Origin of the sequence: Nostoc sp. 'Peltigera membranacea cyanobiont' 210A (assembly GCF_002246015.1) — a bacterium.
Classification (GTDB): domain Bacteria; phylum Cyanobacteriota; class Cyanobacteriia; order Cyanobacteriales; family Nostocaceae; genus Nostoc.
This window is the reverse complement of sequence record NZ_NOLJ01000004.1, coordinates 351,028-364,191: the sequence shown is the minus strand read 5'-3', so window position 1 is coordinate 364,191 and position 13,164 is coordinate 351,028. Positions and strand designations below refer to the sequence as shown.

13 protein-coding genes and 1 pseudogene are annotated in these 13,164 nt (G+C 40.6%); 7 read left to right on the top strand and 7 right to left on the bottom strand.

The genetic code is table 11. The features are described 5' to 3' along the window. The first annotated feature begins 198 nt into the window (after positions 1–198). Complete coding sequence (locus tag CDG76_RS14565) at positions 199–975, top strand: ABC transporter permease (RefSeq protein WP_094349702.1); 777 nt, start codon at positions 199–201, stop codon at positions 973–975. Positions 976–1,262: 287 nt separating this feature from the next. On the opposite strand, the pseudogene CDG76_RS14560 reads toward CDG76_RS14565, so the two are convergent. Both CDG76_RS14560 and CDG76_RS14555 read right to left on the bottom strand, forming a co-directional pair. Next, positions 1,263–1,922: pseudogene (locus CDG76_RS14560) on the bottom strand (IS4 family transposase); the annotation flags it as partial. Continuing rightward, complete coding sequence (locus CDG76_RS14555) at positions 1,903–2,058, bottom strand: IS4/Tn5 family transposase DNA-binding protein (RefSeq protein ID WP_094348690.1); 156 nt, start codon at positions 2,056–2,058, stop codon at positions 1,903–1,905. The gene CDG76_RS14555 and the pseudogene CDG76_RS14560, both read right to left, overlap by 20 nt. 628 nt (positions 2,059–2,686) lie before the next feature. Here CDG76_RS14555 and CDG76_RS14550 point away from each other — a divergent pair. Next, the gene (locus tag CDG76_RS14550) at positions 2,687–2,905 is read left to right on the top strand and encodes a hypothetical protein (protein WP_094350008.1); all 219 of its coding nucleotides are present in this window, start codon (positions 2,687–2,689) and stop codon (positions 2,903–2,905) included. Between the two features lie 556 nt (positions 2,906–3,461). On the opposite strand, the gene ftsH3 is transcribed toward CDG76_RS14550, so the two are convergent. From ftsH3 to CDG76_RS14530, 4 genes are all read right to left on the bottom strand, one after another. Next, positions 3,462–5,303: an ATP-dependent zinc metalloprotease FtsH3 gene (gene ftsH3, locus CDG76_RS14545; protein WP_094349701.1), complete on the bottom strand. Its 1,842-nt coding sequence runs from the start codon at positions 5,301–5,303 to the stop codon at positions 3,462–3,464. 113 nt (positions 5,304–5,416) lie between these two features. Further along, the gene (locus CDG76_RS14540; RefSeq protein ID WP_223265238.1) at positions 5,417–6,211 is read right to left on the bottom strand and encodes an aminotransferase class IV; all 795 of its coding nucleotides are present in this window, start codon (positions 6,209–6,211) and stop codon (positions 5,417–5,419) included. A gap of 17 nt (positions 6,212–6,228) precedes the next feature. After that, positions 6,229–6,648 (bottom strand): GNAT family N-acetyltransferase, encoded by a 420-nt coding sequence (locus CDG76_RS14535; protein WP_094349700.1) that lies wholly within the window; start codon positions 6,646–6,648, stop codon positions 6,229–6,231. Positions 6,649–6,745: 97 nt separating this feature from the next. Then, positions 6,746–7,531, bottom strand: a complete 786-nt coding sequence (locus tag CDG76_RS14530; RefSeq protein WP_094349699.1) for a hypothetical protein — start codon at positions 7,529–7,531, stop codon at positions 6,746–6,748. A 490-nt stretch (positions 7,532–8,021) separates the two neighbouring features. On the opposite strand from CDG76_RS14530, the gene CDG76_RS14525 reads away from it, so the two are divergent. From CDG76_RS14525 to CDG76_RS14505, 5 genes are all read left to right on the top strand, one after another. Beyond that, positions 8,022–8,405, top strand: coding sequence for a nuclear transport factor 2 family protein (locus CDG76_RS14525; RefSeq protein ID WP_094349698.1), 384 nt, complete (start codon positions 8,022–8,024; stop codon positions 8,403–8,405). Between the two features lie 206 nt (positions 8,406–8,611). Continuing rightward, complete coding sequence (locus tag CDG76_RS14520) at positions 8,612–8,842, top strand: hypothetical protein (protein ID WP_094349697.1); 231 nt, start codon at positions 8,612–8,614, stop codon at positions 8,840–8,842. A gap of 390 nt (positions 8,843–9,232) precedes the next feature. Beyond that, on the top strand, positions 9,233–9,742 hold the full coding sequence (locus CDG76_RS14515) for a hypothetical protein (RefSeq protein ID WP_094349696.1): 510 nt from the start codon (positions 9,233–9,235) through the stop codon (positions 9,740–9,742). A gap of 103 nt (positions 9,743–9,845) precedes the next feature. Further along, a complete protein-coding gene (locus CDG76_RS14510; protein ID WP_223265237.1) occupies positions 9,846–10,676 on the top strand; it encodes a hypothetical protein in 831 nt (276 codons plus the stop codon). Then, a complete protein-coding gene (locus tag CDG76_RS14505) occupies positions 10,673–11,620 on the top strand; it encodes a hypothetical protein (protein WP_094349694.1) in 948 nt (315 codons plus the stop codon). Before CDG76_RS14510 ends, CDG76_RS14505 begins: the two co-directional genes overlap by 4 nt. Positions 11,621–11,731: 111 nt before the next feature. On the opposite strand, the gene CDG76_RS14500 is transcribed toward CDG76_RS14505, so the two are convergent. Further along, positions 11,732–12,952 carry an acetate kinase gene (locus CDG76_RS14500; RefSeq protein ID WP_094349693.1) on the bottom strand — a complete coding sequence of 407 codons (1,221 nt, stop codon included), beginning with the start codon at positions 12,950–12,952 and terminating at the stop codon, positions 11,732–11,734. Positions 12,953–13,164 lie beyond the last annotated feature (212 nt).

The window sequence follows — 13,164 nt, the reverse complement described above, 5'->3', positions numbered from 1 at the left end:
TTTTACTTAAATTGTGGTGCGGCAAATCACCGCACATTTAATTTACAGATAGTAGGCATACTAGGTGTTTGCCATGTTAAGGTCGTACCATTTTGAATTGATGAAAGTGATATATATCAACCAAGATCCAACACATCTGGTCAAAGTTCCAGGTGTGTGTGCTGCTTTGAGAAGAAAATACCAGGAGATAGAGAACCCATGCAGGATCTGATCGAGCTGGATTTTGTGGATTTAGCTATTGGTGTGGGATTGATGGCGATCGCCATTGGTTTATCTGCCTGGGAAAAATTAGGATTAGAGTTGAACTTAGCCCTTGCTACTGGGAGAACCATCTTACAACTTCTTGTATTGGGATACATTTTAGATTTCATCTTGGCTTTAGACAATGCTTGGGCAGTTTTGGCGCTATTAGCAATAATGCTGACAATTACGGCGATTGTCGCACGAAATCGCATCAGCCAAAAAATTCCTCATGTGTTGCCTTTGGTGTGGGGTGCAATTTTAATTAGTACCGCCGTGACAGTGTTTTACATCAACTTCTTAATCGTTCAACCAGAGAGATGGTACGAACCACAATATATAATTCCCCTAGCAGGGATAGTCTTAGGTAATGCTACCAATGCAGCTGCGATCGCAGGCGATCGCCTTGTCAGCACCATTAATTCCAGCCATCTCGAAATAGAAACCCATTTAAGCTTAGGTGCAACTCCAGAGCAAGCTGTTAGCCAGTATCGCAAAGATGCCATTAAAGCCGGATTGATTCCTACTCTCAATCAAATGATACTCATAGGTATGGTCGCAATACCAGGAATTACCACCGGACAGTTATTAGCTGGTGTCAAACCTCTAGATGCTGTATCCTACGAAATTTTGATTATGTTCATGGTTGCTTTTGCTAACTTGTTGACAACAGTTTTAGTCACGAAGGGGTTGTGTCGTCAATTTTTTAATTCTGCCGCGCAGTTGGTGAAATGAAGAGTGCTGTTAGCGGATAGCTAAGGTTTAGCCCGTGCTGAGTAGGGTGAAGGGATTAATTTACTCCAAAATAAGTATTTCATTTCCTTGTAGCGGCGTATAGCTAGCTCATTGGTGACAACGTTTTGCCCTCACCCCCAGCCCCTCTCCCGGATAGGCTATGCATTAGTCACATGTTTCTTAACATTGCTGTAAGTAAGTCAGGAAAAGGATTATGGAACAATGCAACATGTAGATAGTTGACAAAAGGAGGAGAATGTGAATAAGGTTAATTTGATCGGCGATCGCTAAATACATATTTGACAATTCTGGTAGAGTAGTTTCCAGGTTGCAGCGATATCGTGTAATCGCTGTAATCCCCGCCAAATAGTCTTAACACCAGGTTCTCCATCACCCTTTCGACCTAAAAAGCCACCTAATATTGCAATCATTCGTACTGCTTCGCGTAAAGAAGGCGGCTTTTTGGGTGGGATTGGATTTTTGTTGATAGTGGCACACAAAGACTGCCATTCATCGATTTCTAGAACAGAATCACATGGCATATCAGGGTTAAATCTGGCTTCATAAGTTAGCCATAACAAACGCCACGCCACAATTGAATATGTTGCCAGTGCCATATCGATTCGCCTTGCGGTTTCAAGCTGTAATTTTTCAATTCCACAACCACTTTTTAATGTGTAGTGGTAACGTTCTATCAACCAACGATATGTGTACCAGCGAACGCAACGGGCAGCCTCTTCAAAACTGTTAGCTTTAAGGGTAGTAAGCAACAACCAGCTAATCGGTTTGATTCCATCTGGCGGGTTTTCTTCAAGTGCCAGAATTACCTGCAATTTTACAGGCTTCAACTGTAAACGTCGGATATGGTGTAAGGGTACTTGTATCTCAAAAGTGGCTTGAAAGAGTGTTAGTTTTGCTGTCCTTGCATCACGCTCTGGGTTTTGCTTGTATGTTTCCACAGGCTTGAGGTACGCTGCTGCTTGGTTGTGCTGCCAAGTCTTCTACGATCCTTACCAGACGCTTGTTTCGTCTTGCGTCTCCTAAATCTGCCTGTTTTAATTCGGATGCTGCCCATTTTTCCATGATGCACCATTACCCTCAAATATTCTCTTCTCTCAAAAACTATACCTATCAATGCTTTTGGCATATTTTAAGTAAGTTGTATTTTTGTTGAGAAAGATGCGGGTAATGGATAGCCCGGATAGGAGAGGGGAGCTAAACATTCATTCCCCTTCTCCCTTGGGAGAAGGGGTTAGGGGATGAGGGCGTGAGGGATTTGCAAAACGCCTGTCCGATATAGTTTTCAGCTTAAGTTGACACTAATGATAGCTAGCTGTGCGCCTCTACGAAGTCTCTACACAATTGAAGTATAAAGATATTTTGGAAACGCATCTATCCTATGGAGTATTTCATACAAAGCATAAATAAATATTTATATGGTTATTTAAAAATCATGTGATTTCAGTATTCCAACCTGACGCTGTAAAGCTGAGAACTCAACGTATTGCCGTCTATCGGAGGTAACAGAACCAAAAGAGGAATGTCATCATTAGGAGATGTACCTTTAGGTAGGGATGTCAAGTAGGTGAAATATTTATTAATATTGTTAATAGATAGTAAATGTAAATTCAGCGTCAGGAATCCGAAAAAATTCCTAATGGCAGGTATTGAGCATCAATCATCAGATTGTTCACTAACGGAACAGAAGATTATGAAAGATCAAAAACGATCGGACTCTAAAGAATTCGTCGGAAATCTCAAGAATGGGATTTGGCTGTTTGGCCTGTCATCCTGGGTATTTGGGATTACCGATCGCAGTATTGCTTCATTTGCAGATGGCTATCTATCTGCTTTGGATTTGACGCAACTATTTACGGCGGCTACATTCTTTGTGGCATGGCTATTTTTGAAACCCACATCCAGAGTGTAAGTTAACCAACTGATTAGTATCCAGTCACTTTTGGCGCTAGTCCGATCGAGATTTAGAAAGTTATCTATTTGATGCCATGAGGGGTGCGCGACAGAATGCATAAATTATTTTGCATTGATTGCAATCAAGGTAATTCGTGAAATCTCCGAGTTACCCTGATTTCGAGTTCTTATGGGAAAGAATCAGCATATATACCAAGTTCGCACAACCACTGTGCCAGCATTTGGGCAAGTTCTGCGGACGTTAGTAATTTGATTTTGGTGTATCTAAAAAATTTTTCTAATTTTCCGGAACTAATTATGCTCAAGTGGTAGTCATTATCATCAGATTAGCGATTTATACTGAAACTCTATAACGAACCTCCGGGGAATATAACCCCATTACGGATTAAAAGCCCGGTCTTCATGGCCGGGCTTTTGCCAAGAAATAAAAGAATTGGGGTAACTCTGAAAAATCCCAGAATTACCCCAATTTTTAAAAGTTACGGATTGTTCTTAACTTCTAACTCTTGTAAAGACGCGATTAATCGCGTCTCTACTCCTAACTCCTCATTAAATTAGGCAAACGCAGCGGTTGTCACATCGTTGTTCGATAGAATTTCTTGCAACTCTTCAGCGTCTACTGTTTCTTTATCAACCAGCATTTGCGCTATCTCATCTAGAATGTGGCGGTTACGCACCAATACTTCTTTAGCGCGTGTGTAGGCTACATCTACAAGTTTACGGACTTCTTCATCAATGGCAGCGGCGGTTTCTTCAGAAAAATCACGCTCTGACATGATATCGCGTCCGAGGAACATGTTACCTTGTTGACGACCAAGGGCAACAGGGCCTAAGCGATCGCTCATCCCAAATCGGGTAATCATCTGACGAGCAACACGTGCTACTTGCTGCAAGTCATTAGAAGCACCAGTGGTAACTTCTTCTTCACCAAAGATTAATTCTTCAGCAATTCGACCACCCAAAGCCACAGCCATCTGATTTTCCAGATAAGCGCGGCTGTACAAACCAGTGTCCATCCGGTCTTCGCTGGGGGTAAACCAAGTTAAACCACCTGCGCGACCGCGAGGAATGATGCTAATCTTTTGTACTGGGTCATAGTCTGGCATTAAAGCACCAACTAAAGCGTGACCAGCTTCGTGATAAGCTACCAAGGTTTTGCGCTTTTCGCTCATTACCCGGTCTTTCTTCTCTGGGCCAGCTAATACGCGATCAATCGCGTCGTTGATTTCATCCATCGAAATTTCAGTCAAATTCCGGCGTGCTGCCAGAATTGCAGCTTCATTCAACAGGTTGGATAAATCTGCGCCAGTAAATCCAGGGGTACGACGGGCAATTTTATCCAAATCCACATCTTTCGCCAAGGTTTTGCCACGGGCGTGTACCTTGAGGATTTCGCTGCGTCCGGCATAGTCGGGACGGTCTACCACAACTTGACGGTCAAAGCGACCAGGACGCAACAGTGCTGCATCTAGGACATCGGGACGGTTGGTAGCAGCAATAATGATGATGCCAGTGTTGCCTTCAAAGCCGTCCATTTCTGTGAGCAACTGGTTGAGGGTTTGTTCCCGCTCATCGTTACCACCACCTAAACCTGCACCCCGTTGACGACCTACGGCGTCAATTTCATCGATGAAGACGATACAAGGAGCATTGGTCTTAGCTTGTTCAAACAAATCGCGGACGCGGGATGCACCCACACCTACGAACATTTCCACAAATTCCGAACCGGAGATTGAGAAGAAGGGTACACCTGCTTCACCAGCTACAGCACGAGCTAGGAGGGTTTTACCTGTACCAGGAGGACCAACTAACAGTACACCTTTAGGAATTTTTGCACCAACGGCAGTAAAGCGATCGGCGTTTTTCAGGAAGTCTACGACTTCGTTTAATTCCAACTTGGCTTGGTCAATACCAGCGACATCGCCAAATGTCACCTGAGTTTGTGGTTCCATTTGCACTCTGGCTTTGGATTTGCCAAAGTTCATCGCTTGGCTGCCTGGGCCACTTTGAGCGCGACGTAGCAAGAAGAATAAGCCAACCAAAAGCAATACAGGGAAAAATAAGCTGCTTAGTGCCTTAAACCAAAATCCTTCGTCGGTTTGGGGCAAAACAGAAATATCAACGCCTTTAGAAGTCAGAGTATTGATTAAGTCTGGATCGTTGACTAAGGTCACAATCCGTTTATTTCCGTCATATTTGGCTGTAACCAGTGCTGTAGAGCGATCTGCACTCAAACTGACTTTTTCTACTCTGCCCTGCTGAACTTCTTGAATAAACTGGCTATATCGCCATGTCTCTCTGCTTTGGGGTTGTTTGTCAAAAAATGCTGTTCCCAGCGCAATGACGACAATAAACAGCAGCGCGTACAGCCCTGCATTTCTCCATCTTTTATTCACTAAGGTCTATCCTCCGGTATTTTTCGCGCAATCGCCTAGCTTCTCTGCTCGGAAAGGTGATTATTAAGATTTATGTTAACTTATCTTAAGATATAACAAATTTGGTGTGGCTGTCATACTAAAAAAAGCTCCCTTATTAGCTGAAAACTTTGATGGTAGGGATTACATTGTAGCGATCCTGAAGGCAGATGAACTGTATGAATGGGAATAACTTCTACCACACTATTAGTGTAGGCGATCGCTTCAAATCTCTGGACTAACTCGACGCTCCAAGTTTCTTCTCGCACTGGCTGTTGGTGGCTTTGCAACCAGTTTACAAGTTGCGATCGCACAATTCCCGGCAAAATTCCGGCCTTTATTGGTGGCGTATACCAACTGCGATCGCACCATCCCCAAAGGTTGCCTGTACTGGTTTCTAGCCAATTTCCTTGAGTGTCGACTAATATTGCTTCTTGAGCATCTGAGCTAGTTTTTGCCAACCAAGCACTCAAATAGTTTCCAGTTTTATGAGAAGGGAGAGAGCGAGAAAATTCTGAACTGGCAATAGCGCACAAAATACCATTCTTTTGTTTTTCTGTCAATTTTTGTGGTAATGATCTACCAGTTATCCATTCCCGTCCATCGGGAAAAAGGGTAATTCTGAGAACGGGGAAGTGTGGGAGAAGAATTTTAGCGCCTTGACGCAGACGGTTCCAATCGGGTTGCTGCCAGCCAAAAGTTTGTAGTGAGAAGAGTAAGCGATCGCAGTGTGCTTGCCAATTAGTTAAATTACTATCTAGCGAGTTCTCATAAACCCGCAATGTTGTAAAAACAGTTGCCCCATAAAGTAAACCCGGATCGTTAATGTTTAATTCTAGGGTTTGAGAGTGAATTAATTTACCGTCATACCAAAAAATATTATTTGTCACAACCAAATTGCTTATCGTTACAACTCCATTGAAAAGTGATGACTTGTAATCTTCATACGCTGCATGAGATAAAATCTGTGGGCTGCAAATCGCTGAACGCCAGAATCCAGACTCAGATGTTTACAGTCATGATTTCTGGCATATTCAATTAGCCACTGAAATAACTGTTTACCATAGCTATGCGATCGCTTCGACTCATCAACAACTAAATCATCAATGTATAAAAACTTTCCCAACGCTAAACAATTAGAAATGCGAAATCCAGCGATCGCTACAGCTTGCTCCTCTACCTCCAAGAATGCAAGTTGATATCCTTCTTTCATTTGATATCGAACTTGTTCTACAAATTTAGCTTGCTCAAGGTGAGGGCGCAGCTGAGAAATAACAGGAAAACACCCTAATATTTGAAAGTCAGATTCTGCCAACTGTATTGACATTAGTATTGCCCTACTCAATCATGCGGGAGAAATTTGTAACTTATTGTATAAAGAGAATTTCCCACTACACTTTCATCAACTTATTATGAATAATAATTTAATCTTTGGTTGGAAATATAATTTTATTAGTCCCTTCAGGAGTTGTAACTATTTTTCCCCCCAAAGCTTCGATTTCCTTAATTGCGCGTTTCTGAGTTCTTTCATCAGCATGATTATTTAAAACCATTGACCATGTAGAAATTTGGGCGTACTTACTATTAGGATTTCGACTCAGAAATTCAGCAGTTCTTTGGGAAGTATTAGCTACAAGTTGACTTTCTCGATCTGAAAATTTACTAGCCCAGTTTGCCGCCGTTGCAAAAGACTGTTGGGCAGCTTGAGCGTTGCCTAAAAATAATAACTCATCAACTCCTTTAAAACGCCATATATAATAAGACTTTTCGGGAACTGAGGGAGATAGTGATTTTAAGCCTTTCTCTGATAGTGCGATCGCACGTTCCGGCATACCAGCATATAATGAAGTACTGATCGAAAGACTGCGATATGCTGCTAAAAATCGCGGATCGCGTTCTAGAATAACTTCAAAATATTCTGGACTTAAACTGTAGCCTGTTTTATCCCGAATTTCATCATCTCCAAAATATTGGAGAAAATTGAGATATACCAAATCTGCAATAAAGTTATCATAACCAAAAGTAGGCGTTTTTTCGAGAAAATTCAGACGAACATTTTCAGATTTTATTTCTTTTTTTAAAGTTTCTAAAGAAGCAGATTGTTTTCTATTTATTAGTTTTTGCAATTGGGGGAATTGAATCAAGCCAACTCCTAAAATACACATAGAAATTACAAAAGGTGTAGCAAAAGCTTGACGAGATAACAACATATTTTCCTTGGCTTTATTCTCATAGCCATATCATTGTATACATCATGGTATAAGAAAAGTCAGGCTATTTGTGAGTCTATAGACCTCTTGCATAAATCAAAAATAAGAAAGAACCCCACCCCGCCAAAGCTACGCTTTGTCTCCCCTCCCGAAGAGCGGGGAGGGGTTGCGGATGGGGTGTTAGGGACTTTTGCAAGAGGTCTTATGCTTTGCTAAGTAAGATAAAACAGTTGATCCAAACAAACTAAATAGCTGAAATCCACGCCATTAGTATATTTGTTCGTATCGGTATCGAACACCTACCGCTTCAAAGATACAAAGGTGGAGACTATAATATAAAACAACCTTCCTTACAATAGAAGAATTAAAAACGGGAAATCCTCGAAATAAACCTTCCATCAAGCATGATAGTGTCGATAAAAAAAGCTTCAGCTAAACTCTGTACAATAAATTATTAGTCCTTACTGCATCTGGTTCACCATACCAATAAATGTCAGATCAACCTGCACCAGAAATCGACCTGCTCCGTGCGGCATACGCAGCCTTCAACGCGCGAGACATTGACGCTGCCCTTGCCCTCATGACTCCAGACGTGGCTTGGCCGAAAGCGTTCAAAGGCGGTTTTGTCCGTGGGTCTGAAGAAGTTCGCGCTTACTGGACGGAGCAATGGAGCGAGATCAATCCGCACGTCGAGCCGATTTCCTTTTACTCGGAGGAGGACGGGCGCATTTTGGTCGATGTGCATCAGGTCGTGCGTGACAAGGCTTACGCAGTTCTTGCCGATGAGCACGTGGGACATCGATTCACCCTTGAACACGGCTTGATTCAAGCTATGGAAGTCTGTCCACTTCCATCGTCCACCCCAAAGGCCTAACCACGCGCTCCTATCGAACAGGCATCGGCGGGCGGACTTCTTCTGTATCCGGGGTGAAGTAAGCATCCGTACAGAAAGTTACGCGCTTGGATTTGATGAGCCGCTTGTAACCCAAGCGATCTGCCGTAGGCGGCAGCGCTTCCGCAGAGCGGACGCTTACGCGAACGCTATCGCCACGGAGAAACCTGTACCAATTGAAGTGTGATTTGAATTTTGCCAATATTTTTGATTTTATTTTCTTATCCCGGTTTTCTGTTCCGTTGCTACTCACACCCCGATATCAGCATTTAGGTAAAGCTGGTAGTCAACCTTACATACATGCTCTGGAACAAATTACCCGCCGTGCCAAAATTGAAGCTTTAGATCGATCCATTGAGTCCCTAAACCTTGGACTGAAAGATTTAATCGAAGAAACTTCTAAATATCGCCAACCATAAAAGTTAGTTCGCGTATATCATTCGCGAACCAATTCCTCTTTTCCACATCCCGTGAAAAGTCAGGATTTATAGCGACTGGAACGAAATACCCAAAAGCTAATTAATTAAATAATTCTTTCAGAATCACGTCACTTAGGACAACGGCGAAACCGCTATCACAGTGCTGGATTCACTGCAATACAGTATCTCAAAAATCTAAAATGATATTATTCTTTTTCTAAGATAAATTTGGCTCTTGGAAATCATAACTTTTTTTTAGTAAAAATTTCTTAAAATATTAAGTTATTTTGACTTTAGTTACTTTTTTGTAGTAAAAGCCTTCCAAAATTTGACATAACATAAAATTGTATTTTGTTTATATTTGAATATGTCTGTAACCTCTAAAATTTCATGGTGAATAATACTCTTAACGAAAACACAAACATTCACGATCAAGCCATCGAAAACATGGAAAACAATAGTCAATTTAGCAAACCAAGTAGTGAATTTAAAAGAAAAGTTAAGAAGCTGAATAGTCAGGGAGAAGGATTCAATATTGATGGAATTATTGATGCTATTCAAACAGCAATAGTGGAAGTTGTCGAGCTAGAAATTACTACTTGGGTTCCAGACTCATCTACTCAGTTAGAACAACCACAAGGGCAGCAAATTGCTCAAACAGGTAATCGAATGCACACCATAATCAATTTAATTGATGGTGATATAACTAATGAAGTTGGTAGTCAATTTGTTGGTAGTGGCCCATATACAGAACTTCGCGAATTTCATCTAACTCAAATCAAAGAAAGTCGGGAGATTATGCAAAAAAACATAGAAAGTTTGCAGAAGTTGTATGGATTTTTTATAGAAATTATGAAATCTCGTAAAACTTCACAACAATCGCTATCCCGTCCCCAGTAATTGATATTTATTAATTGATATTAACCCAAAAATACCTACAGGATATGAGCTTATTCAAACCTGTAGGTTAATTTGATTTAGAGAAATCAAGGAAATTATGACTATGCCTAATAAAATTCAAGAACAAGCCAAAGATTTGCTTGAGAAAGTAGTCTCATCTGTACATGAATTAGTTGATGATATTACAGCTTTAGAAGTCAATACAATGGTTGTGGATCAAATTACTGGCGCAAAGTTTAATGCTTGGCAAGCGTATGAAGAGATTTATTCAATAAATGACAAAGACTACTTTGATGTCAAAGGAATTCCAAATCCAGACGATTTACCAGAACCAGAAAAAACTCAAGCTCAAGAGCTACGTAAGCGTTATACAAGTCTATTTTCACAACTTGAAAGAGAATATTTTTACATTCTTCTTGAACAAAGTAATGAGACTAGTGAGCCAGATTCCAGAATAATACACTATCAAGAGCGTCTTAAATATCAGGTGGAACATAAAGCAAATATTGTTCCAACTGACGAGATATACATAAAGTTAGCTCAACCAATATTACCGGCTCCAACTCCTGTTGCAGCTCGAGAAGAAAATAGTATAAAAAGTTTGCAGCAAAGGTGGAAAGAGATTGAAGAACTTTTGAATAATGACAAATTTATTCGTACACTGCGGAAAATGTCTGAGCTTAAAGCTGCACTTAATAGTGGGAATATTACCAGCGTAGATATCGATATTATTTATGCTCAAACTGTTATGCAGCTAGATGGAGATATTATTAGTCGTTACCATAAAAACCTATTTCAATTACCTGAAGTGGATAGAGATTTAATCCTCAAAATACATCATGAAGGGGTAGTTGCGGGGGAGAAACAGTGGCGTGGAACGCTAAATTTTCTGATTGGTATTGTACAAAATATCGCAAAATTATCCCGACAATGAACGCTGAGAAAACACACACAGATAATGAAGCTGATGTTCAACTCTCTTTCTTTGTACAAATACCTCAAGGCACTCCTATTGAGCTTCAAATTAAGGTTGAATCAGGACAGTATACTTTTTATCTAAATAAGACCGTTTTAAAAGAAATTGAGGAAGCGCGAGAAATAGGCTGCTCTTTATACATTCCGCCAAAATTACTAGCTTATATTTGGTACTACAGCTGTTTTAGCGAGCAGATTTGCTTTAATAAGAACACTACGCCATACCAGAAATTAGTAATTACTAAAAAAAAGTTTAAAATATTTAACAATACTTTTATAGTAAGTTTTATCAAATTATTCTGGAGTAAATCATTACAAAAAAAGTCAACGTTACAGTATGGACTTACTTTTAATTCTTATTATAGAGAAGATACATCAGATTTATATCTTTGGAAAGAACAAGATATTGTTTTACAAAGTAATGTTTTATTTTATGGTGACATAATTCACAAAATCAAGAGTGATTTTGTCAAAAATCCTGAGTGCTTAAATATTGTTTATTTGCATTATTGGCTTATTGAACAAATACTAAGCTGTCTTCGGACTAAATTAAATTTATTCTCTTGGGAACTAGCTTCGTTATTCCCTGCTACTTTTTTTGTATGGAGATTAAACTTAGCATTTTCATTATCAATACTTGCTGGGTTAGTAACATCTTTTGTATTTGCTACTATTCGCTATTGGCTGGTTAATCAGCTTCCAAGATGGACTTATATTAGTTCTCAATATCGAAATTGGCTGGCATGGGGACTAACTTGTGTCACTTCTAGTATTTTTATTTTTACTCCCAATGATTTCTTTTTTTTGCTATTTTTGTCAATAATTGGGCCATTATTACAATGGGTTTTGAGTTTTATAGTAGGGCAAATTGGTAAAGGCTTTATGCGTTGGTTATTAGCTTGAAAATCGGTGTGAGGCATTGAAAAAGATGTTTTTTCGTGCAAGACTATTTTCAGAAAAAGATTAGGGTAGCTGAAATATTCAAACAATGTTACCTAAATTAAATCAGACTTTCTAATTACGTTTCAACAACTGCCAACACTGCCCGGCGATCGCCCAATCTTCTTGAGTATGAATAACTAATACCCGTACTACCGAATCGGGTGTAGCAATATCCTCATCCACAGGCTGCTGTTGATTTTTCTCAAGGTCAAGTTTTAGTCCGATAAATCCAAAGGCTTCACAGGTGGCTTGGCGAATTTGTGGAGAGTGTTCGCCCACACCTGCTGTGAATACCAAAGCATCTAATCCCCCCAAACTAGTGAGCATTGCGCCAATACCAGAACGCAAGCGATGCACATAGATATCCCATGCCAGTTGAGCGCGGGAATTACCTTGAGCAATCGCTTCTCTCACTTCACGCATATCGCTAGAGACACCCGAAATTCCCTTTAACCCAGAAGCTTTATTTAATAACTCATCCAACTTTTCTACAGAGTAATTGCAGTGCCGCAACAGGTAAATCAGAATCCCCGGATCGACTGAACCAGAACGACTACCCATCATCAATCCTTCTACGGGCGTGAATCCCATAGTGGTATCAATACTGCAACCGTTTTTAATCGCCGCTAAAGAGCAACCATTACCCAAATGGCAGATAATTAACCGCTCAGATGCAACATCTCGACCGAGAATTTGAACAGCACGTTGAGAACAGTATTGGTGACTGATACCATGAAACCCATAGCGACGAATACCTTGCTCTACCCACTGATATGGGCCGGGATATATTGCTGCTGCATCGGGTAAAGTACCATGAAATCCGGTATCAAAGGCTGCTACTTGGGTGACATCTCCTAAGATTTGTTCAATTGCTTCTATGCCTTCCAAACCCACTGGATTATGTTCTGGAGCAAGGTTAGACAGATTTGCGATCGCCTTTTTGACATCCTCCGTAATTACCACACTATCTCGATAATCTTCTCCACCATGTACTATCCGATGCCCCACCACATCAATTTCTGACAAGTGATCGATTACCTTGGTAGCATCACGATTAAGTGTATTGAGCATATAGGTGAGGTGCGCCTGTGGAGAATCACCAGAAATTGATTTTTGCAGCGTTCCACCTGTAGCAGTTTTCACCTCAATTTCGGCCACACCTCGATCTTGAGTCCAGGTGATTTTACCTTCCCAAAGGGGTTGGGGTGCTTGGGTGGGTAAAGCTTCATCTGAAATTTCATACAGACAACTCTTTTGGCTGCTCGATCCAGCATTCAGTACTAATATCTTCATAGTGACAACAGAAAAAAACGATCTCCTTTGATCGTGTCACTAATTCTAGCTTCATGCTTAGTACAGTTTTGCGTAAAAGCGTAGCGTTTTTAATGCCAGCTGACGCATTAACAAGGCGGCCATTGCATTAACAATACAAACTGACGCATTAACAAGGCGGCCATTGCATTAACAATGCAAGCTGACGCATTAACAAGGCGGACAAAGTGGCT

Excerpts from the sequence above, each read along its gene's own strand:
- CDG76_RS14535 (WP_094349700.1), bottom strand. The coding sequence starts at position 6,648 with ATGTCAATACAGTTGGCAGAATCTGACTTTCAAATATTAGGGTGTTTT.
- CDG76_RS14500 (WP_094349693.1), bottom strand. The coding sequence starts at position 12,952 with ATGAAGATATTAGTACTGAATGCTGGATCGAGCAGCCAAAAGAGTTGT.
- CDG76_RS14555 (WP_094348690.1), bottom strand. The coding sequence starts at position 2,058 with ATGGAAAAATGGGCAGCATCCGAATTAAAACAGGCAGATTTAGGAGAC.
- CDG76_RS14550 (WP_094350008.1), top strand. The coding sequence starts at position 2,687 with ATGAAAGATCAAAAACGATCGGACTCTAAAGAATTCGTCGGAAATCTC.
- CDG76_RS14530 (WP_094349699.1), bottom strand. The coding sequence starts at position 7,531 with ATGTTGTTATCTCGTCAAGCTTTTGCTACACCTTTTGTAATTTCTATG.
- CDG76_RS14525 (WP_094349698.1), top strand. The coding sequence starts at position 8,022 with ATGTCAGATCAACCTGCACCAGAAATCGACCTGCTCCGTGCGGCATAC.
- CDG76_RS14515 (WP_094349696.1), top strand. The coding sequence starts at position 9,233 with ATGGTGAATAATACTCTTAACGAAAACACAAACATTCACGATCAAGCC.
- CDG76_RS14565 (WP_094349702.1), top strand. The coding sequence starts at position 199 with ATGCAGGATCTGATCGAGCTGGATTTTGTGGATTTAGCTATTGGTGTG.
- CDG76_RS14505 (WP_094349694.1), top strand. The coding sequence starts at position 10,673 with ATGAACGCTGAGAAAACACACACAGATAATGAAGCTGATGTTCAACTC.
- CDG76_RS14510 (WP_223265237.1), top strand. The coding sequence starts at position 9,846 with ATGCCTAATAAAATTCAAGAACAAGCCAAAGATTTGCTTGAGAAAGTA.